Consider the following 23955-nt stretch of genomic DNA (forward strand, 5'->3'; position numbering starts at 1 on the left):
AGTTTAAAAAATTAAAATGTATCCAGCTTTGATTGCAGCCCTGAGTAAGCCTGATCACTATCCTCATCCGGTGAGCCAGATAGAAGTAATCGAAACCCATATCTCCTGGATTCTGCTGACCGGTGATATTGCCTACAAAATAAAAAAGCCGGTTAACTTCGGCTTCCTCGATTTTACCAGTCTCGCCGACCGCAAACACTACTGTTATGAAGAACTTCGCCTTAACCAGCGCTTAGCACCGGATATTTATCAAACGGTGGTTGCAATATGCGGAACGCCTGAAGCTCCCTTGCTGGGAGGCGAAGGTGAACCTTTTGAGTATGCCGTGCAGATGCACCAGTTTGATGAAAGCCTGCGGTTAGACAGACTATTGCAAAAAAGTGCCCTCACCGAGCAACATATTGACGCCCTGAGCCAGCAAATTGCAGATTTTCACCTTGCAGTCCCGCATGCCAGCACCGATGGTCCATGGGGTGAACCTGACACCATCTGGCAGGTTGTGAGCGATAATTTTGTTCATACCGGTGATCATCTGGAAACGCTGGACGACTGGATGCAATTGCAGCAACTGGCTTACCAGATCAGCCAGCAGTTCCGCAGCCTTACACCAAAGCTGATCGAACGCAAACAACAAGGTCACATCCGGGAATGCCACGGGGACCTGCATCTGGCAAATACCACCTTGCTACAGGATCAGGTCAGACTGTTCGACTGTATAGAATTCAATCTCGAGTTTCGCTGGATCGACACCATCTGTGACCTGGCATTCCTGCTGATGGACCTGGAAGCGAACGATCAGCCCGGCTACGCCCACCGCTGTCTCAATCGGTATCTGGAACTGACCGGTGACTATGATGGCGTGCAACTACTCAATTTCTATAAGGGCTACCGGGCTATGGTGCGGGCCAAAGTTGCCATGATCGGCGTAGAAAAAGATTTCTCCGGTTACCATCACTACATCAGGCTCGCGCTGGGCTACGCCAATAAACCCGCCGCAACACTCTTCCTGATGCAAGGGATATCCGGCAGCGGTAAAAGCCATCTCAGCCAACAGTTATTAGAACAAACCGGCGCAATCCGCTTGCGCTCAGATGTTGAGCGCAAGCGCCTGCACCGGGAGCTTAGCTTGCGGGGACAGAATCTGGAGCTGTACGGTCATGAGATGAACGTACACACTTACAACCGGTTAAAAAGTCAGACTGAGAAGTTACTGAGAGCCGGCGAATCAGTGATTGTCGATGCCACTTTCATTCTTGAGAGAACGCGCAACAGCTATATCGAGCTGGCACAAAAACTCGGCACACAAGTGCGAATAATCAACTGTCACTGTGATCCGCAACTGATGCGGCAACGGCTTACTCTGCGCCAGCAGGAAGGACTTGATCCATCTGATGCCGATATCAGTATCATGCTCCAGCAGAAAAACAGCCAACAGCCGTTAACGGATAGTGAGAAAGCTCTTACTTACATCATAGATACCGGTTCAGAAGCACCTCTGGAATCACTGCTGCAACAGATCGCGCAAGACCCTGAGTTATCCTAATTTCACATCATGAATTTCACAACTTAGCCGCTGACGAATACAGGATAATAGTCATTTTCGATACAACGAACCGGCAACTGATACAGCTCACTTAAACGGGCTTCTGTCATCACCTCTGCACGCGGGCCCGATGCGACCAGCCTACCCTGCTGCAATAACGTAACCTGGCCAGCGTACTGAGCCGCCAGATTCAGATCATGCAGCACACAGATCACAGCAACACCCCTGCCCGCCAACTGTCGTAACAGCCCCATCACCATTTGCTGATGTTTAAGGTCCATCTCACTCACCGGCTCATCGAGCAACAGCAGCTGACACTGAGGGCCGACCTGGGCTAACACCCGGGCTAATTGCACCCGCTGCCTTTCACCTCCGGAGAGCGAGGTATATTCACGCGCTGCAAAAGCTTCCAGTTCCAACTGTTGCAGGCAAAGCCTGACCTGCTCACGCGCCTGCCCGACGCTCAGCGCCAAAGGGTAACATCCCAGCGCAATCACCTGCTCGACCGTAAAAGGAAAGTTCAAGGGCTGCTGCTGGGTATACATCGCCAACTTACGGGCTCGCAATTCGGGTTCCAATTCGGATAGTGGTTTTCTCTCAAGGGTAACGCTACCGCTATCCGGTGCTCGGAGTCCCGACAGTAGTGACAGCAATGAAGATTTACCCGCACCATTTGGCCCGAGCACCACCATCATCTCGCCAGCTGCCAGCTGCAGATCAATATCCTGCAACAGCTGAGCCGCCCCTGCATTGAGGGATAACTTATCAGCACTTAGCATCACCAGCCCCCTCCACAACGACACAATGACACAACACTCCGAAGCCCCTGCGCCAGGAGTGATAACTTATCTGCACTATTCATCACCAGTCCCCTCCGCAACGACTCCGCAACACAGCACCCCGAAGCCCTGCGCCAGGAGTGATAACTTATCTGCACTATTCATCACCAGCCCCCTCCGCAACGACTCCGCAACACAGCACCCCGAAGCCCTGCGCCAGGAGTGATAACTTATCTGCACTATTCATCACAAGGCGCTCCGACGACGATGCAGCAGCATTAACAAGAAGAACGGACCACCCACCAGCGCAGTAACAACACCTACCGGTAGCTCGGCTGGCGCCACCAGCACGCGAGATAGAACATCAGCCAGCGTCAACATAGTCGCACCCAGCAAAGCCGAGAGCGGTAATAAACGACGATTATCCGGCCCGAACATCAACCGGATCAGGTGCGGCACAACCAGGCCCATAAAACTAATTATCCCGGTCAGCGCAACAACAGCGCCAACACCGAGCGCAATCAACAGAATTATCACCCGTTTACAACGTAAGACATTCAGCCCCAGCAAACTGGCCTGCTGTTCACCCAACAGCAACAGATTTAACTTCTGCCCAAAACGCGGCAATAACAGCAGCACAGGCACCGCCACCAGCGCCAGCACCAGCAGATCCTGCCAACGGCTATGGTTGAGACTACCCAGCAGCCAGAAACTAAGCTGGCGTAGCTCCTGATCGGCAGCCAGGTATTTCAGCCCGCCCAGCCCCGCCGCTGCAATGGCGTTGATAGCGATACCACAAAGCAACATTGTCGTCACCGAAACACCCTGCAACGAGCCAGCCAGTCTGGCGACCAGCAAAGTAGTGGCAACACCACCCAAAAACGCCGCTAATGGCAACAGAAAACCACCCAGCAGGCTGATATAACTGCCCAGCAATACCATCATCAGGCCAGCACTAAGAGCCGCACCTGCTGAGACACCAATTAATCCCGGGTCAGCCAGCGGATTACGAAACAGGGATTGTGCCGCACCACCGGTAATCGCCAGCAGCGCTCCGGCCATCAGAGTCAGCAATAAACGAGGCAGCCGTAGCTGCCAGAACACTTGCCCGGCAACACCATCTCCGGTTATTGCAGACCAGTTTAATTCCACCGGCCCAGTGCTTAGGGATAGCAAAACAGATAGCGGCAAGCTCAGCAGCAATAACCAGAACCATTTGTCAGAGCGCAGTATGTACCATTCCATCAGCGGGCATCCAATACGAAGTTAACCGGTATTCAGAAATCTGGGGCAGCAGGCTATTCACAAGTCAGTTACACAGAAGAATAAAACGATTAAATTTATTCCGATTAAGGAGATCCGAATTATAATAGCAGCTTAGCTGCTACAGCCTGGCCTTTACCCAAGACAACACGCATGACAGAGGATAATCATGACAGCACTGTGCAAACTGCAGGACCTTGTGGATAATGCCGCAAAAGGCTTCGAGCTGGACGGCCGAAAACTGTTTGCCGTACGCCGCGGAAATGAGGTTTTTCTGTACGAGAACCGCTGCCCCCACAAAGGCATCCCTCTGGAGTGGATGCCCGATACCTTCCTCGATCCGGACAAACAGTTTATCCAGTGCTCGACCCATGGAGCCCTGTTCACTATCGATGCAGGACTCTGCATTGCAGGCCCCTGTAACGGAGCCCATTTGCAACCTGTTGCCTTTGAACTTAGCGACGATCAGATAATTCTTCAGGGCTAATTTAAAGAGCCCATTTAAATAGCTAAGCAGTCGTGCATTAGCCGCTTACAGGTTGACCGGTAAAGGGGAATTGATGGTCACCTCTGCTGGTGTAATTTTCGCCCCGTAAGCATAGATCTCAACGCCGGCAGAAGCCGCTTCACGCAGTAACTGGCCATATTCCGGGTCAATATGATCCGCCGGTCGCACCCGCTCAATACCGGTATGGGGCACACAAAACAGCAGCACGGCACGATGCCCCTGCGCCACCATCAACATCAATTCACGCAGATGTTTGGCGCCACGGGTAGTTACCGCATCAGGAAAAGCTCCGATGCCATTGGCTTCCAGTAAGGTAACGTTTTTGATCTCCACGTAACACAAAGGCTTATCATCATCTTCCAGCAGCAGATCAATACGGCTGTTCTCATCACCGTATTTAACCTCCTGCCGGATAGTCCGGTAGCCCTGCAATTCAACAATTACACCGTTTTCAATCGCTTCACGGATCAGACTGTTAGCCCTGCCGGTATTGATGCAGGCCCAATGCCTGCCTTCAACCTCAACCAATTCCCAGCCAAACAGGTATTTGCGTTTCAAATTACCTGAGTCCTGAATCCACACCTGACTCCCCGGATCTGCACAGTTTTTCATTGATCCGGTATTGGGACAATGCACGGTCAATTCACGGCCATTTTCCAGTTCGATATCCGCCAGAAAGCGTTTATAGCGTTTGATCAATCGCCCGCTCTGCATATTATCCAATAACATCAGGAAAACCTTCTGCGCAGACGAACCAATGCTTTCTCTATCTGTTCAATACCGGTGGTATAAGAGAAGCGTATAAACTGGTTAGCCCGGTGACTACCAAAGTCCAGCCCTGGGGTAACCGCTATTTTTTCCTGTTCCAGCAGTTCCCAGCACAAGTCAAACGTATTATCGGTCAGGTGCGAAGCATCAGCGTACACGTAGAAAGCACCTTCCGGCGTCAGCGGCACTTCAAAGCCGAGCTCCCGCAAGCCTGCAACCAGCAGGTCACGACGCTTGCGAAACTCCTCCCGGCGAGACTCCAGGATATCAATAGTTTCCGGCTGAAATGCGGCCAATGCGGCATATTGGGCAACGGTTGGCGGTGAAATAAACAGGTTCTGAGCCAGGCGTTCTATCTCTGGCACCGCATTCTCCGGTACTACGGTCCAACCAAGGCGCCAACCGGTCATACCGAAATATTTAGAGAAGCTGTTCAGCACAAAGGCATCCTGATCCACTTCCAGAACAGAGGTCGCATCGAAACCATAGGTCAGACCGTGATAAAGCTCATCTACCACCAGATGGCCACCGCGACTGCGCACGGTCTGTGAGATCAGCTCCAGCTGTTCCTTATGTACTACGCTACCGGTTGGGTTGGCAGGAGATGCCAACAGGATACCGGCGGTACTTTCCTGCCAGTTCTGTTCAATCAATTCAGGCGTTAGCTGAAAGTTATCACTGGCATCGACCGGCACCAGCTGCCCCCGCGCTTCGATCAAACGCAGAAACTGACGATTACAGGGATAACCGGGATCTGCCATCATGAAGGTCTGCCCCGGGTTTGCCAGCGTCGCAAACACCATCAGCAAAGCGCCCGATGCACCGGCGGTCACCATCACTCTTTCCGGTGCAATATCCAGCCCGTAACGCTGTCCATAGAATTGCGCGATCGCTTTGCGCAGCTGAGGAATACCTGCGGCCGGTGTGTATTGGGTCTGCCCTGCTCTGATCGCTTCAATTCCAGCTTCAGCAATCGGCGCGGCGGTTGGAAAGTCAGGCTCACCTGCTCCCATGTGCACTACATCATGGCCCTGGGCATCAAGCTCTTTCGCCCTTTTAAGTAGATCCATCACTTTAAATGACTCGATATCTGCGACCCGGTCCGACCAGTTAATCATGTCAAAGCATCCTAAACTGCGTTATCTCAAAGAAACCGAATTATACATTAGTACTAATATCAGCGCTGTTCTAAACTGCTATATTGATTCGATAGGGATGTGGCGCAGCACAAGCGGGCCATACAAGCTATTGATCAAACTGGCGAAAGCGCCACTAAAAAGTAGATATGAACAGTTTTTCATTGCGAGGGCTGGTCTAACCAGCAAGGTTCTGGTAACTTCAGCTCCCTTCTGATATTAGGATTAAGTCGGTTTCCGATCCCTATATAAACCGGCCACACAGATCAGGCGGAGATGCCTGATTATAAAGAGAGAAGCGAGGCAGCAATATGCCGAATCAAGAAACACAGTTCACTCACTTTGAGCCTTATCCGATCAACAAGGATGAGGAGTACATGAATGAACCTCAAAAAGACCACTTCAGAGCGATTCTGAACTCCTGGAAGCAGGAGCTGATGGAAGAGGTCGATCGTACAGTAAGCCATCTGCAGGAAGATGCGACCAACTTTGCTGATCCTAGTGACCGCGCAAGTCAGGAAGAGGAGTTCAGCCTCGAACTGCGCACCCGTGACCGCGAGCGGAAGCTGATCAACAAAATATCTAAGGCGATGGATAGCATCGACGAAGATGACTATGGCTACTGCGATGCCTGCGGTGTTGAAATCGGCGTTCGCCGACTGGAAGCACGTCCGACAGCATCACTTTGCATCGACTGCAAGACGCTGGCTGAGATCAAAGAAAAGCAACTCGGTATCTGATCGGTAAGCGGTCAGCATAGCGCTGACCGCTGTCCTGATGACTTATATCGGTCGCTTTGCACCATCCCCTACCGGCCCTTTGCATTTCGGCTCCCTGCTCGCCGCCCTGGCCAGCTATCTTGATGCCCGAGCCAATCAGGGGCAATGGTTTCTTCGTATTGAAGACCTCGATCCGCCCCGGGAGATGCCTGGCGCTACGGATCTTATTCTGTTCTGCCTGGAAAAGTTTGGTTTCGAGTGGAATGGCAGTGTAATCCGCCAAAGTGATCGCAGTGAAATTTACCAGGACCGGTTACAGGCACTTCTTAAAAGTGATCTGGCATACCGCTGCAACTGTTCACGACAACAGATCAAACAACGCACCGGCAGCAGCCTTTACGACCGTTTCTGTTATAGCCATCCACCAGCAAAAACAGAACTATGCGCAGTGCGCTGCCTGTGTGATACCGATATTCCTTTTCAGGATCTTATTCTCGGCCAGCAACAATTCCCGGAATACACAGATGATTTCGTAATTCACCGCCGTGACGGATTATTCGCTTACCAACTGGCAGTAACAGTCGATGATGCAGAACAAAACATAAGTCATATTGTAAGGGGCTCCGACCTGCTGGACTCCACCCCTAAACAGCTACATCTGCAACGTCTTTTCAATTACCCTCAGCCCCTTTATGCTCATATTCCTGTCGCAACCAATTCACAGGGTCAGAAACTGAGCAAGCAAACTTTTGCCCGACCACTCAACCAATCAGACCCGGTACCGCAACTCGGGCAGGCACTGCAGTTTCTGGGCCAGCAACCGGAACCCGACATACTCTCCTGTCCGGCACCAGAACTGTTGCGATGGGCAACCGAAAACTGGAAGATTGAACGCATACCGGCCAGCACTGCTATCGAATGGAAGGAGGCAGACTAACATGCATTTTTACCGCCTGCTGATCGTGCTGCTCCTGGGCAGCTACCTGCTAGCTCCGATCATGGAAGATTGGTGGCTTGATGGTAGTGCCGCCTGGTATCGCCCGTTTATTATCTGGGCAATGCTGATCCTGTTCGCCGCGATACTTGAATGGAGACGTCGCTACGATGAGTTCTGACACTAGCAGACCCGAACTGGAGACGCGCAGCGTATGAATTTTAATCTCGGTGAACTGCTGCTGATCGGCCTGACCTACCTGACCTTTCTATTCGGCACAGCTTATATTACAGAGCGCGGCTGGATCTCCAAGAAAGTGATCTACCACCCGATCACCTATGTACTCTCTCTGGGGGTATTCACCAGCGTCTGGACTTTCTATGGTACTTTCGCCATGGCAAAAACGTCTGGGAATAGCTTTCTAGCTTCATATCTTGGTGCCAGCGCTGCCTTTTTCTTCGCTCCAGTAATTCTGATTCCGATACTGCGAATCACCCGCACCTATCAGCTCAGTTCGGTGGCGGACCTGTTTGCTTTTCGTTTCCGCTCCGGCCCGGCCGGGACCCTGACGGCAATTTTCAGTGTTATAGGCACATTACCCCTGATATCCATTCAGATTCAGGCAGTAGCGGACTCCCTCAACATCCTCAATGACGATCTCACTCCGAATCAGATCGCCATGGGATTCTGTACCATTATTGCCCTATTCTCTATTCTGTTCGGCGCACGTCATCCGTCACTGCGGCAAAACCGTACCGGCCTGATCGTCGCAATCGCCACCAGCTCACTGATTAAGTTGATCGCCCTGTGCGGTATCGCACTGTTCGCGCTATTTTCGATCCTTGACGGCCCTGAAGGGCTGAACAACTGGCTGATCAGTAATCCACAGCATCTTGAGCCATTCAACACGCCTCTGGATAGCGATACCTGGCGTACCATGCTGCTGGGGTTTTTCTCCGCGGTATTGGTGATGCCCCATACCTTTCATATGATGTTTACAGAAAACACCTCCTCCAACAGCCTGTATAAAGCAAGCTGGGGAGTGCCGTTATACCTGTTCCTGTTAGCACTGGCGGTACCACCAATTCTGTGGGCAGGCATCAAACTGGGCGTAACAGAAGACCCCTCCTTTCTGATTCTACACCTGGGCATGGCACTCAACTCCGATATCCTCACTGTACTGGCATTTATCGGCGGCCTGGCCGCCGCGACTGGCGTTATCATAGTCGCCACAATTGCCCTGGCCTCAATGCTCCAGAACCATGTGATCCTGCCCCTGATTCCACCAGCCAGTAGCCGCCAGTTTTATCCCCGCTTGCTCTGGTTGCGTCGGGCGCTGATTATAGGCCTGATGCTTGGTAGCTACCTGTTCTACACCGAGGTGGGTATCCGCCATAACCTGCTCTGGCTCGGCACACTGACATTTATCGCGTTTATGCAATTCCTGCCCGGCTTACTGGCCACCCTGTTCTGGCCCGGAGCCAACCGGACCGGTTTCTGCCTGGGACTGATCGCCGGCATGGCTATCTGGACTATCAGCATCATGTCAAAGTTACTGATCTCTCCAGAGCAGGCAATTGCCGGTGAACTACTGTTTGAACAGGAGTGGCATGAACTGGCAATCTACTCACTGGCGGCCAACATCTGTGTATTCCTGATCACATCCCTACTTACCCAAACATCCGATGAAGAGCTGCGCGGTGGCCACGCATGCCTTTACAACATGCAGCGCCCCCTGGCCGCCACCCTGAATATCCGCCATAGCAGCGAGCTGGTTGAACTATTAAGCCGACGTTTAGGCCGTGAAGCCGCACAACGGGAGATCAATACCGCCCTGCAGGAACTGAACCTGCACAGAGAGGAACTGATCCCTTTCGACCTGATGCGCCTGCGCACCCTGGTGGAAAACCGGCTCAGCGCACTACTTGGCCCTGTTGAAGCAAGTGCCCTGCTCAATCCCACCAGCGGCCAACCCTTATGGGACGATTTCCGTACCCGGGACATCCACCTGCTGGAAGGCCAGCTGGAAAATTATCAGGCCCGGCTGACCGGCCTTGCTGCGGAGCTGGACAACCTGCGCCGGCACCACCGTATGACATTACAGAAACTACCGATCGGTGCCTGCTCTCTGGATGATAAAGGCCAGGTAATATTCTGGAATGCGGAGATGGAGCACTTCACCGATTTACATACATCCTCTGTCCTCAGTAAGCGGCTCGATCAACTCCCCCCTCCCTGGGGCGAATTACTAGCAGACTTCTCTCATCAGGATCGGGCTCACCTGCTGTCCCACCACTTGCAATTAGACGGGGAAAACTGCTGGATCAGTTTGCACAAAGCAAGCCTGGCCGAAGACACCGAGGCGATGGTTATTCTGCTGGAAAATGAGACTGAAAATCAGATATTGGTAAACCGACTCTCCCATAACGAACGCCTGGCATCAATCGGCCGCTTTGCCGCCGGTGTGGCCCACGAAATCGGCAATCCGGTCACCGGCATAGCCTGTCTGGCACAAAATCTGAAATACGAGACCGACAACGAAGTCATCCTGGAAAGCGGTGAGCAGATAGTGGAACAGACCCACCGCATCACCCGCATAGTGCAATCTCTGATTCGCTTTGCCCATACCGGACAGGGTGATACCCACCAGTCCCAGGAGCTGGTCCCCCTGCATGAATTGGTCGCTGAAGCGATCCATCTGGTATCTTTAGATAGCCGGGGTAAGCAGATACAATTTCATAACGATATTGAGTCCAGTCTGATGGTTACCGGCGATCCACAGCGACTACTGCAGGTATTTGTCAATTTGATCAACAATGCCTGCGACGCCTCTGAAGCCAGCTCAAACATCTGGACCGAAGCAGAGCTGACCGACAACTCAATAAAGATCCTGATTACTGATGAGGGCAGCGGTATCGCCCCCGAGCATCAGGCAAAACTGTTCGAACCGTTCTTCACTACCAAAGATCCAGGCAAAGGAACCGGCCTCGGCCTGCCTTTAGTCTATAACATCATCGAAGAGCATTATGGTAGTATTAGTCTATTGAGTCCCGCCAATAAAAATCAGAACACAGGCACTCAGGTGGTTATCACCCTACCCAGAAGCTCTCAGGATACACAGTTGCAGCAACAATCCTGACTGAGCCAATATCTTGGAAGCAAAGGTAAACCGAATGAGCCGTATTCTGATCGTAGAAGATGAAACGATTATCCGTTCCGCATTGCGACGCCTGCTGGAACGACACGACTATAATGTCGAAGACGCAGCCTCCGTTGACGAGGCTACCCGTCAATTCAACCTTAATGAATTTAGCCTGATCATCAGCGACCTGCGCCTGCCCGGCGCACCGGGAACAGACCTGATCGACCTGGCGAAAGCCGTGCCTGTGGTCATTATGACAAGCTACGCCAGCATGCGCTCTGCCGTTGATGCTATGAAGCTGGGCGCCGTCGATTATATCGCCAAGCCGTTTGATCACGATGAGATTCTGGAAACCATTGCCAACATTATTAAATTACGTGGTGATGCTCAGCCGGCAAAAAACAACGAATCCGAATCCCCGGCATCGAAAAATCAGATGGTGGGTAACTGCCAGCCGATGCAGGATCTGTTCAAGCGCATAGGCAAAGTCGCAAGAACCGATGCTACGGTTCTGATACAAGGCGAATCAGGTACCGGTAAAGAACTGGCAGCCCGGGCTATTCATCAGCAAAGCGCTCGCGCAGATTCACCGATGGTGTCTGTAAACTGCGCATCCATTCCTGAAACCCTGATCGAGTCTGAGTTATTTGGCCATGAGAAAGGCGCTTTCACCGGAGCTGATAACGCCCGCAGCGGACTGATCGAAGCTGCTGATGGTGGCACCCTGTTTCTCGATGAGATCGGCGAACTACCGCTGGAAGCCCAGGCCCGCCTGCTACGCTTCCTGCAGGAGGGTGAAATCCGCCGGGTTGGTGCCGTACATTCAAAACAGGTTAATGTTCGCCTGATAGCAGCGACCCACCGCAACCTGAAAGCACTGGCCAAGAGTGGCGGGTTCCGCGAAGACCTCTACTACCGACTCTATGTAATGGAGCTACAGATGCCTCCGTTACGTGCCAGAGGCGAAGATATTATTGAGATCGCACAGCAGTTTTTACAACAGAGCTGCCAGAAACTAGGCTCCAGCCTGCTTCAATTCAGTCCAGACGCCCACAATACGATGCTTCGCTACCAATGGCCTGGCAATGTTAGGGAGCTGCAAAATGCAATTGAGCGGGCGGTAATACTGGCCGAAGACCATATGATCACGACTGATTTGTTGGGTTTAGATATCGAGCCTGTATCACTGGCGTCACTGGAGAGTAATTACGCCAGCGGTAATAGCTTAGTAATGAACACCAGCGGCGAACAGATCGCTGAGAGAGCTGACAGCAACCTATCACTGGATGATTACTTCCAACGCTTTGTACTGGAGAACCAGGAGGCTATGAGCGAAACAGCGCTGGCTAAAAAACTGGGCGTTAGTCGCAAGTGCCTGTGGGAACGTCGCCAAAAGCTGGGCATTCCACGTAAACCAAAGAAGTAAGCGTATAGGTCGCACCGCTATCCTGATTTAGTCGCAATCAGGATAGCAGTCTTATCCCCTAAAAGTGTTACTTTTACCCCCGTTACGCAATTGCAGCATGAGTAGTCTGGTAACACTTTCCGTAACGCAGGGGTAACAAAAATGGTTTAGATACATTTAACCTTCACAAGATATACTTAGCAAACAACGACTTACGAACTATGGCACAACACATGCTTCATTAACGAGCAACAAGAAAAAAAATACTTAAAGCAAACACTCACAATAAAAATAAAACCCAGATTGTGCGCTGAATAAGTAACCCGCCTCAAACAATAATAATAATGAGGCTTACAAGCTGATCGCTGATTTTGACACCTTAATACAACGGTCCCGAATCAGTGCTCTTAGAAACAAAAACAACAAGCTAAGACTAGCGTTGTTGTCCGATAGGCGGTCAGCTTACCCATCCTCTTGTTACATCTTTTTTCTTCTGTAACCTCTTCTATGCTGTTTTCTCCTATTTATCTCCATTGATTGAAAATTAGCCTGACATCGCTTATATCAACAGCGTTTCATGATATTATGCGCGTCTCATAATTCAGCCAGTACCCTCTCGGATATGAATAAGAAGGCAACTCCATTGATCGGCAATATAGTTAGACGTCTGTTTGGGCGCAATGCGACAGAGCAAGATACCACTCCTTCGCAAACCGATAACAACGCAAAGCGACGCCTAATCTCCGAAGAGGAGCACAGAATTCCGCGCCGCAATCTCAATGATGCAGCGATGAAAACGGCTTACCACCTGCAGGATGAAGGCTACGAAGGCTATCTGGTCGGCGGCTGTATCCGCGACCTGCTGTTGAAGAAACGCCCCAAAGACTTTGATGTTGCGACTGACGCAACTCCGGAACAGGCTCACGCCCTGTTCCGTCGTTCCCGTCTGATTGGACGCCGCTTTAAACTGCTGCATGTTCGTTTTGGCCGCGATCTTATAGAGGTGGCGACTTTCAGGGCCAGCCACGATAGCCAGCCGAAGAATGGTGACGGCGAGCACGGACGCCAGAGCGACAGTGGCCTGATCCTGCGTGACAATGTATATGGCACCATAGAGGAAGACGCTCTGCGCCGTGACTTTACCGTCAATGCTCTCTACTACTGCCCGAAAGACCACTGCGTTTACGACTTTGCCAACGGCTATAACGACCTGCTGAACAAAACCCTCCGTATGATCGGCAACCCGGAAGCACGCTACCGCGAAGATCCGGTACGCATGCTCCGCGCTGCCCGCTTTGCCGCCAAGCTGGACTTTACAATAGAGCCTGCCAGCGAAACCCCAATCCCAGAGCTGGCCTATCTTCTGAAAGATATCGCTCCGGCCCGGCTGTTTGATGAAGCATTGAAAATATTTCAGTCAGGCCATGGTGTGCAGTCCTACCACCAGCTACGCAAGCATAATCTGATGGATCCTTTGTTCGGTCAGACCAATGACTGCATTGATAATCCGGGCAACTATCCGGTTGAGAAACTGGTACTCAATGCCCTCAGCAATACCGATCGTCGCCTACAGCAGAACAAGAGCGTCACCCCGGCCTTCCTGTTTGCCGCCCTGCTTTGGTACCCAATGCAGCGCCGCATGGAACAACTGCAAAAAGAAGGTATGCACTCGGTACCGGCAATGCACGAAGCGGCCAATCAGGTGATTGGAATGCAGATCAGACAGACGGCCATTCCACGACGTTTTTCCACCCCGATCAGGGAGATCTGGGAGTTGCAGCTGCGCCTGCCACGTCGCCAGGGCAAACGTGCCGAGCGTTTGGTAGAACATCCCCGCTTCAGAGCAGCTTACGACCTGCTGGTACTAAGAGAGAACAGCGGTGAAAACCTCGACGGACTGGCTGCCTGGTGGACCGACTATCAGGCCAACAACCCGCAAAGCCGCAACACTATGACCCGTGACCTGGGTGCAGACGAACAACCTCGCAAACGCCGCAGGCGTCGTCGCCCGGCCAAGAAAAGCGGACCACAAAGCGGTGAGTGATAGCTGGCAAACATGTTATATCGGTCTGGGTAGCAATCTGGATAGCCCCCGTGAACAGGTTTCCAGCGCCCTGACCGAGCTTACCCAACTACCGCAGTGCCGTAACCTTAAGCACTCCAGCTTATACCGCAGCGATCCGGTCGGCCCTGCCGGTCAGCCAGACTATATTAATGCGGTAGCCTGCCTCGAAACCTGTCTCAGCCCACTACACCTGCTTGATGCACTGCAAGGTATTGAACAAGCCCACCAGCGCGTTCGGATTCAACACTGGGGGCCGAGAACGCTTGATCTTGATCTGCTTCTTTATGGCGATCAGGTGATCCAGAATCAACGACTCACCGTGCCACACGCCTTTATGAAAGTGCGCAATTTTGTGCTCTACCCCCTCGCAGAAATCGCTCCGAACTTATCACTTCCAGATGGAACTCAGCTGTTAATACTGCTGAAAGACATCGAAATCGGCACGCTTGAAAAAATTTAATACAGCAAAAAGACCATTAAAAACAAACGCTTATTTTATTCCTTTCGCTTATGCACAATAGAGAATAGTTAAACTGATACTGCATAGGTATAATCCCTTGCCGTGTGAGTAACAATTGACAGGTTCCTCTTATGAGCAGCATTACCCTACATACGCTTATGGCCCGTAAACAGGCCGGTGAAAAATTTGCAGTTCTGACTGCATATGACGCCTGCTTCGCCAATCTGATCAGCACCGCGGGTGTTGAAGTGATGCTGGTGGGCGACTCCCTGGGCATGGTACTACAGGGCAATGACAGCACCCTGCCAGTTTCTGTTGAAGAGATGGCATATCATACCGCGGCGGTGAAAGCAGGAAATCAAGGCTCCATGATCATGGCTGACCTGCCATTTATGAGCTACGGCACCCCTGAACAGGCGATGGATAGCGCAGCCGCCTTAATGCAGGCCGGCGCCAACATAGTCAAACTGGAAGGCGCTGCCTGGCTGGACGAGACAATTTCGTTGCTGGCAGAACGTGGTATTCCGGTATGCGCCCACCTTGGCCTGACCCCTCAGACAGTAAACGTTCTGGGCGGGTATAAGGTTCAGGGACGTGATAATTCCGCCGCTAAACAGATGATCGAAGACGCTGTACGGCTTGAAAAAGCAGGCGCTGGAATGCTATTGCTGGAATGCGTACCAGCTCTTCTGGCCGGAGAGATTACCCGCGCGGTAGACATCCCGGTTATCGGTATCGGCGCTGGTGCAGATACCGACGCACAGGTACTGGTTATGCACGACATGCTGGGGATCACTCCCGGCCGCAAGCCGAGGTTCGTAAAGAACTTTATGGCTGAAAGTGAAGATATCGCCGGCGCCGTCAAAGCTTACGCTGATGCAGTTAAGCAAGGCAACTTCCCGGGACCCGAACACGGATTTGAATAATCATGCAAACGATTCACTCTATTGCAGAGCTTCGCGCTGCTCTGAATGCAGAACGTAAAGCCGGTAAACGAATCGGTTTTGTACCGACCATGGGCAACCTGCATACTGGTCATATCCAGCTGATTCATCAGTCTAATGCGACTGCGGATATCACTGTGGCCAGCATCTTTGTAAACCCGCTGCAGTTTGGCGAGAACGAAGATCTGGATGCTTACCCCCGCACTATGGCTTCCGATCAGGACAAACTGGCCGCAGCCGACTGCGACTACCTGTTTGCGCCGAACATCGAGGAGATGTATCCCAACGGGCAGGTTATTCAGACTCAGGTTGAAGTACCAGGCATCTCGGATATTCACTGTGGAACGACTCGTCCGGGTCATTTCCGCGGTGTTGCTACCGTTGTCTGTAAACTGTTTGGCATGGTACAGCCTGATGTGGCTATCTTCGGTGAGAAGGATTTCCAACAACTGATGGTAATCCGCCGCATGACTGAAGACCTGTTTCTGCCGGTAGAGGTTCAGGGATCACCCATCGCCCGGGCTGAAAACGGTCTGGCCCTGAGCTCACGTAACGGCTACCTCAGCGCCGAAGAACTTGCAATTGCGCCAACCCTGAATAGCACTATCCGCGAGACGGTTAAGCAGATCACAGCCGGCCGCAGAGACTATGCCCAGCTTCAGGAAGAAGCACAGGACGCTTTGGAGGCCGCAGGCTTCCAGCGGGACTACTACAGCATCTGTCGGCGTCACGACCTGCAGCCACCAACCAGTACCGACTCTGAACTGGTTCTGCTGGCGGCAGCCTACCTTGGCAAAGCCCGCCTGATCGATAACATGATTATCGATATCTGAATCACAACGCGCCATCAAATATGATGGCGCGCCCCACTTCTACTTTCGCTGTTCTCCTCCATTAGTTTATTGTGCCATCGTCGGATTGGTTATCTGATCACCTGCTGATAGCGTTGACACAGGTTCCTGACGCGGTATTCATTAGTTATTCCTTAATGCCACCTAACCGGGTTACCCCCATTGCAGTTGCCTGTTGTCTATGTTGTACTGCACTGCACCATATTTAAAATCACTACAAAACAAGACTACAGAGCGATATTCGGCGGTCCGATTTTTATTATCCGATCTGCCAAAAAATGGTCACAGCGGTGGCTAGACTACTGTAGCGATTAGACAAGCAAGAGGTAATATCATGCGTGACGTTGTTGTTGTAGCTGCCGGTCGTACGGCTGTCGGTAATTTTAATGGTTCATTAGCTTCCGTTACGGCCAGCGATCTGGGCGCTACCGTAATCAAGGGCCTGCTGGAAAAATCCGGTGTTCCGGGCAATCAGGTTGATGAAGTCATCCTGGGCCAGGTCCTGACTGCTGGCTGCGGCCAGAACCCTGCACGACAGGCGACTATCAATGCCGGCCTGCCTGTTGAAGTATCGGCGATGACCATCAACAAAGTTTGTGGCTCAGGTCTGAAGGCGATTCAGCTTGCTACTCAGGCGATTCGCTGTGGTGACGCCGAAATCATCATCGCTGGCGGCCAGGAAAACATGAGCCAGTCAGCTCACGTTCTTCCTAACTCCCGCAATGGCGCCCGCATGGGTGACTGGAAGATGGTCGATACCATGATCAAAGACGGTCTGTGGGATGCGTTTAACGACTATCACATGGGCATCACTACCGAGAACATCGTTGAGAAATACGGTTTCACCCGTGAACAGCAGGATGCATTTGCAGCCGCATCTCAAAACAAAGCCGAAGCTGCTCAAAAAGCAGGCAAGTTCGAAGATGAGATCATTCCGGTTGTGATTCCTCAGCGTCGCGGCGACGATATTGTATTCGATACTGATGAGCAGCCACGTCACGGTGCAACTGCTGAAGCACTGGGCAAACTTCGCCCTGCATTCAAGAAAGACGGCAGTGTAACGGCGGGCAATTCCTCTACCATCAACGATGGTGCTGCAGCGGTAATCCTATGCTCTGCTGAAAAAGCAGCTGAACTGGGCCTGCCAGTGCTGGCAACTATCAAAGCATACGCATCTGCCGGTGTTGATCCATCCATTATGGGTACGGGTCCGATCTGCGCGACACAGAAAGCACTTGATAAGGCTGGTTGGTCTGTTACCGACCTGGATCTGGTTGAAGCCAACGAAGCCTTTGCTGCACAGGCCATGTCTGTAAACAAAGACCTGGACTGGAATACCGATATCGTTAACGTTAACGGCGGCGCTATCGCGCTGGGGCACCCTATCGGCGCTTCCGGCTGCCGTATCTTTGTATCCCTGCTACACGAGATGGCACGTCGCGATGCTAAGAAAGGCCTGGCGACATTATGCATCGGTGGCGGCATGGGTACTGCACTGGCGATCGAACGCAGCTAAGCCAACCTAAGGCTAGCCCGAAAAAACCGCGGATTATCCCGCGGTTTTTTTTTACCAACCAAATTAGCAACCAGTCTCTATACTTTCTGTATAACTCTGGCTTGGCTGATCGACATGAAATATAAATATCTTGGCATAACCGTAGCTACCTTGTTAACAATAACTGCTGTCCTTATTCTCACCTGGAATAGCCTGCTCAACTTGTTACCGGGTGAAAAGGCTTATCTGTTTGCTAAAGTGCAAGCATTGCCACCCAGGGCTACACAACAGCTTATTCCCTACTACGGCCCTCACCCTCGCAACTGGCTCCGTACAGAAGATACATTCAGCTACCCTATCGCACTTGGAGAAACAGGACCGGTCAGCCCCAGGAAGGATATTCCTCTGCAATACCCTTTCTCCTGTGACGGTGAACGTTCAAAGCTGGGACAGCCAATAATAGATAACAGCCAGGGCTGGGGGATCAAAGTATCCCGGACAGATACTGCATCAAGCTCTGCCGACAGCCCCGGATACAGTAAAGATTGCCTACACCCAACCCAGGCCTGGTATCTGTACAATCGCATTGGCACTGAAAAATTCTACCCATTGGAACAGGCCAACGGCGATATTGCCAAAGTGGATATTAACGGCGTCAGCAGCGACTTTATTATCCGGGTTGAGATGGGCACTATTAATCGCTTCCTATACGTTATCGCCGCTCTTAAAGGCCCCGATGGCAGCCTGAAACAGCCTGACTCCCAGCTATGGAATGATCGCCTGATCTACCAGTTCAGGGGCGGCGTCGGTATCGGCTATCGGCAGGGAAGAATCAGTCCGGAAGCGATTCCAGAACGCCGCTACCAGCAGCTAAAACTAGGCTATGCCATCGCTTACTCAACCGCCAATCAGACATCAAATCATTATGATATATGGCTCGCAGAAGATACCGCCCTGAGGGTTAAAAATCAGTTCAGCGCGCTCTATGGCCGGCCTTTATACACTATAGGCATAGGCGGCTCCGGCGGTGCCATTCAGCAATACCTTATCGGCCAGAACGGCTCCTCGCTGCTTGATGGAGGGCTTGCGCTGTACTCCTACCCAGACATGCTGAGCCAGACCTTATATGCATTCGATTGTGAACTACTGGAATATTACTTCGATGTTATGGCAGAGAGTCCGCGCTGGCGCAACCGCCAGCAACGCCAGCTAGTGGAAGGACTGAACAGCAACGAATACCCAGCCGACAACAGAGCATATATCTATGAGGCGGCAATGGTCGCCCAGGGACTGCTTCCTCGCTGGCCGGATAGCAGCAGCGAATGCGTACGTAGCTGGCGCGGCTTAACACCGCTGGTCAACAATCCACAATATGCGCACTTCCTGCCCCGCTATAGCAAAACTGTACAGAAACAGACCCACTGGAGCCACTGGGACAGTCTGGAATACATATACGGAACCCGTCCTGATGGTTACGCCATGAGAACCTGGGATAATGTTGGCGTGCAATACGGCTTAAATGCCGTTCGTAAAGGCCAGATAAGCATCAGGGAGTTCCTCCACCTGAACGCCAGCATCGGCGGCTGGAAGCAACCCAACGAGATGATTCAGGAACAGTTCTGGCGCCTCAACGGACAAGGATCATTCTGGGACTTCAGCCCATGGAGCCATCACAACATGAACCTGAGCCCGGATGGCGGTAAAACTCCGGCAGTCAGGACCCGGGCGGATCTGCCGGCTATTCAGGCGGCTTACCAGGCAGGTCATATCTTTATCGGCCAGCTGAACATACCGGTAATCGACCTGCGCCACTACCTTGAACAGGAACTTGATATGCACCATAGCAGCGCCTCCTTCTCAACCAGGCTCAGACTGTTACAACGGCAAGGGCACCACGACAACCAACTAATATGGATATCAGATAAGCACTTCGATCCGACCCCTCAGGCGCTTGAGGCGATGACACAATGGCTGGATAACCAGCGCTTATACGACTCCACAGACCCGCAGCTAACCCGTCCGGATAGCATTAATGATCGCTGTTATGATCAGGATGGGGAAATTATCGCGAACGGAGCAACCGTATGGAATGGCCATTGGAACCAACAATCAGAGGGCCCCTGCATGGCACAATACCCCATCTACAGCACGTCGAGAACTGAGGCCGGTGAAAGTCTTCGCGGTGATATTTTTAAGTGCCAGCTAATGCCGGTCGCACAGGCAATTGAGAGTGGTCTGTATGAGCCAATAGATATGGGCCCACAACAAGCCCGTCTGGAACAGATCTTTGCAGAAGGAGTGTGTGATTACTCTAAGCCAGATCAGGGGCTACCTGAAGGGCTATTGTTAAACTAACAATAGTGGAACTTACGCTAGCCGAATACAATGATCAGGCAGTGGCTATCGCGCCCTTACCGACCCCTTCGTATGCCCGCACCATCACGTCACGGTCCGGATTGCCCAGCTTAACCTGCTGCGCCAGATGATTAGCTATCTGCTCAACCGTGGTCTCTGTATCAATCAGATAACAACGTTCCGCTGGAAGGCGAATTTCGAATTCGCCCTGGGGCGCCTGATAACGATAGTGATGCTCCGCCGCCGGCGCTGTCACAAGGTGATTAGTCGTGCCAATATAGATATCACGAAAAGCCTCAGCCCAGCGCTCTTCCAGCAGACTGTCCCGCTCACCGTCGAGGTAAATCTCAAGCCGCGAGCGATGACCATGGGCAATTCGCTGGCAATTGCCATCGTGCTGCTGCAAGCCGTGACTATAGTGATAAAACACGCCACTGATCGCTTCCGGTACAAAGCTTATTTCCAGCCCTTTTACCTCCTCTGGAAACAGCGCCAATAACTGATCTTTACACCAGCGTGCCAAACCGGTTTCACTGATCTGCTCCAGCTCCACCAGCGCAATCGCCTGCTCAGGGGAGCGGCAATAAAACTCACCGCCTTCCGGATACTGCCAACTAACCGAAGTTTCACCATTATCACGGGTTACCGTCAGGTTATCCATTGCCGCAGGCACTACCAGCGCATGATCGATATAGGTATCGAACCATTGTTTAACGGCTTTTTTTACAATACCAAAATCGCAAATCATACCCTGCTCATTGAGACTCCCATCGAGTACCAGCTGGACCAGCCAGGACTCACCCAGCAGGCCCCGTTGCGGATGTAGGTAGGAGAAATCAACATTAGTCAGGTTATCAACGAACAGCTTCACTTGGCATCACACAGGGTCAGATTTGAAAGGTCGCTATATTATCGCATTACTGCTGTTTTTGCATTCTACACAGGTTCCTCAGGGAACCTTAGAACAAGCTACGTGCCTGAGGTATACTAGCGCTCTTTTTATTGCAGAGCAGATCGATAACGATGCGACTGGACAAATATCTCAGCCAGGCCACCGGTTTACCCCGTAGCCTGACCAAACGCCAGATTAAATGTAAGAACGTTGAGGTCAACGGCGAGGTCAATCAGGATCAGGGTTACCAGGTTAAAGCCGGTGATGAAGTACAAATGGAGGGCCGCATTCTGCCCCCACCAGGCCCTAAGTATCTGATGCTAAATAAACCGCAAGGCACCGTCTGCGCGACAGAAGATGCCGAACATCCGACGGTCATCGACCTGCTGGACCTGCCGAATATTAAAGGGCTGCACCCGGCGGGCCGTCTCGATATCGACACCACCGGACTGGTACTTCTTACCGATGACGGTCAGTGGTCGCATCGTGTTACCTCACCGAAGCAGCTTTGCGATAAAACTTACCTTGTCACTACTGCTGACCCGATCCCTGAGACGGTTATTGCACAGTTCGCAGAAGGCCTGGAACTGCGCAACGAGGATAAACCAACCTTGCCGTCAGAGCTGGAGATCCTGGATAGCCACACTGCCCGGGTCACTTTACACGAAGGCCGTTACCACCAGGTGAAACGAATGTTTGCTGCGACAGGCAACAAAGTTACCGCACTGCATCGGGAAAAAGTCGGCAGTATTACACTGGACCCGGAGCTGGAACCCGGCGAATACCGCTTCCTGACCACTGACGAGATTAAAACTATCTGATGAATGATGCCGCCTTCGACCTGCTCAAACCCGAGCTGGATACTGCCTCTGGCAATGCCCTGTGGATCGCCGACGAAAACGCACTGCGACCTGCTCAGTTAACTGCCGCAAACCAGGCCGTTGCCGTAATCAGCAATCGCTTCGACCTGTGCCAGCGTTTAAAAAGTAATGGCTGGAACTGCAGTTTCAGCGATTTTGATCTTTCGGTTTACCCGGACCGGTCTGTTGATCGCATCTACTACCGGATTTCGAAAGAGAAGCCTGTGGTACATCACATCATCAATGAAGCCTTGCGCTGCCTTAAAGTCGACGGTGAACTTTACATTACCGGCCTGAAGAACGAAGGTATTAAAACCTACCTGACTAAAGCAAAGGGGCTTTTTGACGGTCAGATAGAACTGAGTAAATCCGACAAAAACACCTGGATGGGATTACTGAAGCGTCCGAGTACAGCGGGCAGCGAACCACTGGACGATCAGGATTACTGCCAGCTGCGAGAAGTCGCCAGCGATGAACGCTTCAGCTATATCAGTAAACCCGGGGTATATGGCTGGAATAAAATTGATAAAGGCAGCGAATATCTGATCAGCGAGTTGGATCAGTTTATCGCAGAAATGGCCAAACCACCGGAGCGGATTCTGGATCTCGGCTGCGGCTACGGCTATCTGTCACTTAACTGCCAACAGCTGAATGCAGAAATAACCGCGACAGATAATAACGCCGCCGCAATCGCCATCTGTAAAGAGAACTTCAAACGCAACGACGTCTCCGGCAAAGTTATCGCCGCAGACTGCGCCGCTGATATCGATCAGAAGTTCCCGATGGTAATCTGCAATCCGCCGTTCCATCAAGGCTTCAGTATTGACGGAGACCTTACCGAACACTTCCTGCAAGCAACACGCAGAAAGCTGGAACCTAACGGAATTGCCTGTTTCGTAGTCAACCTGCACATTCCGCTTGAACGCAAGGCAAAAAAGCTGTTCACCACAGTCAGAACCATTGCCGACAATGGCAGCTTCAGACTGGTTATGCTGGCTCGACCTAAATAAATCACTGTAAATCAATAATTTCTGAGGAGTTGGGGATGGCCCTCACCTATCTTAAACAAACCTGGTTTTTCTTCCGTGCAAACCTGCAGCCGATCATGAAGATTCAGCTGCCATTTATCATACTGATCAGCCTGATCAGTATGACAGCGATGCAATCGGTCGACGCTGAAAACCCACAGATGAACGGCTCAATCATGATGTTCTATCTGACCAGCCTGATCTTTTTACCCCTGTATGCAGGGGCGACCATCGCTTATCTTGAGTCGGTTGTAAATGACGATCCGATCACTCTTGGCGCAGCATTAAAAATCGGCCTGACACGCTGGGGACCACTATTCCTAACAAAGCTTGTCAGCGCCGTCGGCATAGTTATCGGCCTGTTCCTGTTTTTTGTTCCGGGTATCTACGTCATGGTGCGCTGGGCATTTGCCGAGTACCACTGTGTAATCCAGAAATCAGGCCCGACTGACGCCCTGAAAGACAGCTGGGATGATACCCAGCCTTACTTCTGGCACCTGCTTAACGGCCTGGCGATGCTGTTTGCGATTCTGGTCGGTGCGAACCTCATGATCGAATGGCTACTCGCCAGCGTTGGCATTGAATCCATGCTGATTCGCGGCCTGCTGGATATCGTTTTCGCATTCCTTAACTGCCTCTATAGCATCTATGGTTTCCGCCTGTACTGCGTTATGCGCGAAGAAGCATAATCCGAAAAGGGCAGACCGCATCGCAAGCGATGCTAGCTAGATGCAAAGCAGAGCTTTGCTTGACAGAACGGAAGGTAAACCTTCCTGCTAGTGGCTAGAAAAAACAAAAACCGCCATCA

General features: G+C 51.8%; 21 protein-coding genes. 16 read left to right on the plus strand and 5 right to left on the minus strand.

Translation table 11 applies throughout. The features are described from left to right. The first annotated feature begins 16 nt into the window (after window positions 1-16). A complete protein-coding gene (locus tag ACQUQM_RS17040; protein ID WP_432471074.1) occupies window positions 17-1543 on the plus strand; it encodes an AAA family ATPase in 1527 nt (508 codons plus the stop codon). A gap of 23 nt (window positions 1544-1566) precedes the next feature. On the opposite strand, the gene ACQUQM_RS17045 is transcribed toward ACQUQM_RS17040, so the two are convergent. Together ACQUQM_RS17045 and ACQUQM_RS17050 are read right to left on the minus strand one after the other, a co-directional pair. After that, window positions 1567-2322, minus strand: coding sequence for a heme ABC transporter ATP-binding protein (locus ACQUQM_RS17045; protein WP_432471075.1), 756 nt, complete (start codon window positions 2320-2322; stop codon window positions 1567-1569). A gap of 246 nt (window positions 2323-2568) precedes the next feature. Beyond that, the gene (locus tag ACQUQM_RS17050; protein ID WP_432471076.1) at window positions 2569-3567 is read right to left on the minus strand and encodes a FecCD family ABC transporter permease; all 999 of its coding nucleotides are present in this window, start codon (window positions 3565-3567) and stop codon (window positions 2569-2571) included. A 187-nt stretch (window positions 3568-3754) separates the two neighbouring features. On the opposite strand from ACQUQM_RS17050, the gene ACQUQM_RS17055 reads away from it, so the two are divergent. Continuing rightward, the gene (locus tag ACQUQM_RS17055; protein WP_432471077.1) at window positions 3755-4072 is read left to right on the plus strand and encodes a Rieske (2Fe-2S) protein; all 318 of its coding nucleotides are present in this window, start codon (window positions 3755-3757) and stop codon (window positions 4070-4072) included. Window positions 4073-4117: 45 nt separating this feature from the next. Here the strand turns inward: ACQUQM_RS17055 and sfsA are convergent, their stop codons facing one another. Further along, on the minus strand, window positions 4118-4822 hold the full coding sequence (sfsA, locus tag ACQUQM_RS17060) for a DNA/RNA nuclease SfsA (protein ID WP_432471078.1): 705 nt from the start codon (window positions 4820-4822) through the stop codon (window positions 4118-4120). Continuing rightward, on the minus strand, window positions 4822-5979 hold the full coding sequence (locus ACQUQM_RS17065; RefSeq protein WP_432471079.1) for a pyridoxal phosphate-dependent aminotransferase: 1158 nt from the start codon (window positions 5977-5979) through the stop codon (window positions 4822-4824). Before ACQUQM_RS17065 ends, sfsA begins: the two co-directional genes overlap by 1 nt. Before the next feature lie 329 nt (window positions 5980-6308). Between ACQUQM_RS17065 and dksA the strand changes: the two genes are divergently transcribed. The 11 genes from dksA to ACQUQM_RS17120 all read left to right on the plus strand — a co-directional run bounded on the left by dksA (window position 6309) and on the right by ACQUQM_RS17120 (window position 20367). After that, window positions 6309-6737 (plus strand): RNA polymerase-binding protein DksA, encoded by a 429-nt coding sequence (dksA, locus tag ACQUQM_RS17070; RefSeq protein ID WP_432471080.1) that lies wholly within the window; start codon window positions 6309-6311, stop codon window positions 6735-6737. 37 nt (window positions 6738-6774) lie between these two features. Beyond that, window positions 6775-7653 carry a tRNA glutamyl-Q(34) synthetase GluQRS gene (gene gluQRS / locus ACQUQM_RS17075; protein ID WP_432471081.1) on the plus strand — a complete coding sequence of 293 codons (879 nt, stop codon included), beginning with the start codon at window positions 6775-6777 and terminating at the stop codon, window positions 7651-7653. 1 nt (window position 7654) lies between these two features. Continuing rightward, window positions 7655-7831 (plus strand): hypothetical protein, encoded by a 177-nt coding sequence (locus ACQUQM_RS17080; protein WP_432471082.1) that lies wholly within the window; start codon window positions 7655-7657, stop codon window positions 7829-7831. 33 nt (window positions 7832-7864) lie between these two features. Beyond that, window positions 7865-10789 (plus strand): sensor histidine kinase, encoded by a 2925-nt coding sequence (locus ACQUQM_RS17085; RefSeq protein ID WP_432471083.1) that lies wholly within the window; start codon window positions 7865-7867, stop codon window positions 10787-10789. A gap of 34 nt (window positions 10790-10823) precedes the next feature. After that, entirely contained in the window at window positions 10824-12218 is a 1395-nt protein-coding gene (locus ACQUQM_RS17090) for a sigma-54-dependent transcriptional regulator (protein ID WP_432471084.1), read from the plus strand. Window positions 12219-12819: 601 nt separating this feature from the next. Further along, complete coding sequence (gene pcnB, locus ACQUQM_RS17095) at window positions 12820-14241, plus strand: polynucleotide adenylyltransferase PcnB (protein ID WP_432471085.1); 1422 nt, start codon at window positions 12820-12822, stop codon at window positions 14239-14241. Then, the gene (gene folK, locus ACQUQM_RS17100; protein ID WP_432471086.1) at window positions 14234-14722 is read left to right on the plus strand and encodes a 2-amino-4-hydroxy-6-hydroxymethyldihydropteridine diphosphokinase; all 489 of its coding nucleotides are present in this window, start codon (window positions 14234-14236) and stop codon (window positions 14720-14722) included. The genes pcnB and folK overlap by 8 nt, the downstream gene beginning before the upstream one ends. Before the next feature lie 131 nt (window positions 14723-14853). Beyond that, complete coding sequence (gene panB / locus ACQUQM_RS17105) at window positions 14854-15648, plus strand: 3-methyl-2-oxobutanoate hydroxymethyltransferase (protein WP_432471087.1); 795 nt, start codon at window positions 14854-14856, stop codon at window positions 15646-15648. 2 nt (window positions 15649-15650) lie between these two features. After that, window positions 15651-16499 (plus strand): pantoate--beta-alanine ligase, encoded by an 849-nt coding sequence (panC, locus tag ACQUQM_RS17110; RefSeq protein ID WP_432471088.1) that lies wholly within the window; start codon window positions 15651-15653, stop codon window positions 16497-16499. Between the two features lie 352 nt (window positions 16500-16851). Then, window positions 16852-18033, plus strand: a complete 1182-nt coding sequence (locus ACQUQM_RS17115; RefSeq protein WP_432471089.1) for an acetyl-CoA C-acetyltransferase — start codon at window positions 16852-16854, stop codon at window positions 18031-18033. 114 nt (window positions 18034-18147) lie between these two features. Continuing rightward, window positions 18148-20367 carry a DUF6351 family protein gene (locus tag ACQUQM_RS17120; RefSeq protein WP_432471090.1) on the plus strand — a complete coding sequence of 740 codons (2220 nt, stop codon included), beginning with the start codon at window positions 18148-18150 and terminating at the stop codon, window positions 20365-20367. A 34-nt stretch (window positions 20368-20401) separates the two neighbouring features. Here ACQUQM_RS17120 and ACQUQM_RS17125 read toward each other — a convergent pair whose 3' ends face one another. Next, entirely contained in the window at window positions 20402-21238 is an 837-nt protein-coding gene (locus ACQUQM_RS17125) for a 6-carboxytetrahydropterin synthase (protein ID WP_432471091.1), read from the minus strand. Window positions 21239-21390: 152 nt separating this feature from the next. On the opposite strand from ACQUQM_RS17125, the gene rsuA reads away from it, so the two are divergent. The 3 genes from rsuA to ACQUQM_RS17140 are packed head-to-tail and all read left to right on the plus strand — an operon-like array spanning window position 21391 to window position 23836. Next, window positions 21391-22080, plus strand: a complete 690-nt coding sequence (gene rsuA, locus ACQUQM_RS17130) for a 16S rRNA pseudouridine(516) synthase RsuA (RefSeq protein ID WP_432471092.1) — start codon at window positions 21391-21393, stop codon at window positions 22078-22080. Next, window positions 22080-23129 carry a methyltransferase gene (locus tag ACQUQM_RS17135; RefSeq protein ID WP_432471093.1) on the plus strand — a complete coding sequence of 350 codons (1050 nt, stop codon included), beginning with the start codon at window positions 22080-22082 and terminating at the stop codon, window positions 23127-23129. The genes rsuA and ACQUQM_RS17135 overlap by 1 nt, the downstream gene beginning before the upstream one ends. A 35-nt stretch (window positions 23130-23164) precedes the next feature. Then, on the plus strand, window positions 23165-23836 hold the full coding sequence (locus ACQUQM_RS17140) for a hypothetical protein (protein WP_432471094.1): 672 nt from the start codon (window positions 23165-23167) through the stop codon (window positions 23834-23836). Window positions 23837-23955: the final 119 nt, after the last annotated feature.

This window comes from Amphritea sp. HPY (assembly GCF_050870985.1).
Classification (GTDB): domain Bacteria; phylum Pseudomonadota; class Gammaproteobacteria; order Pseudomonadales; family Balneatricaceae; genus Amphritea.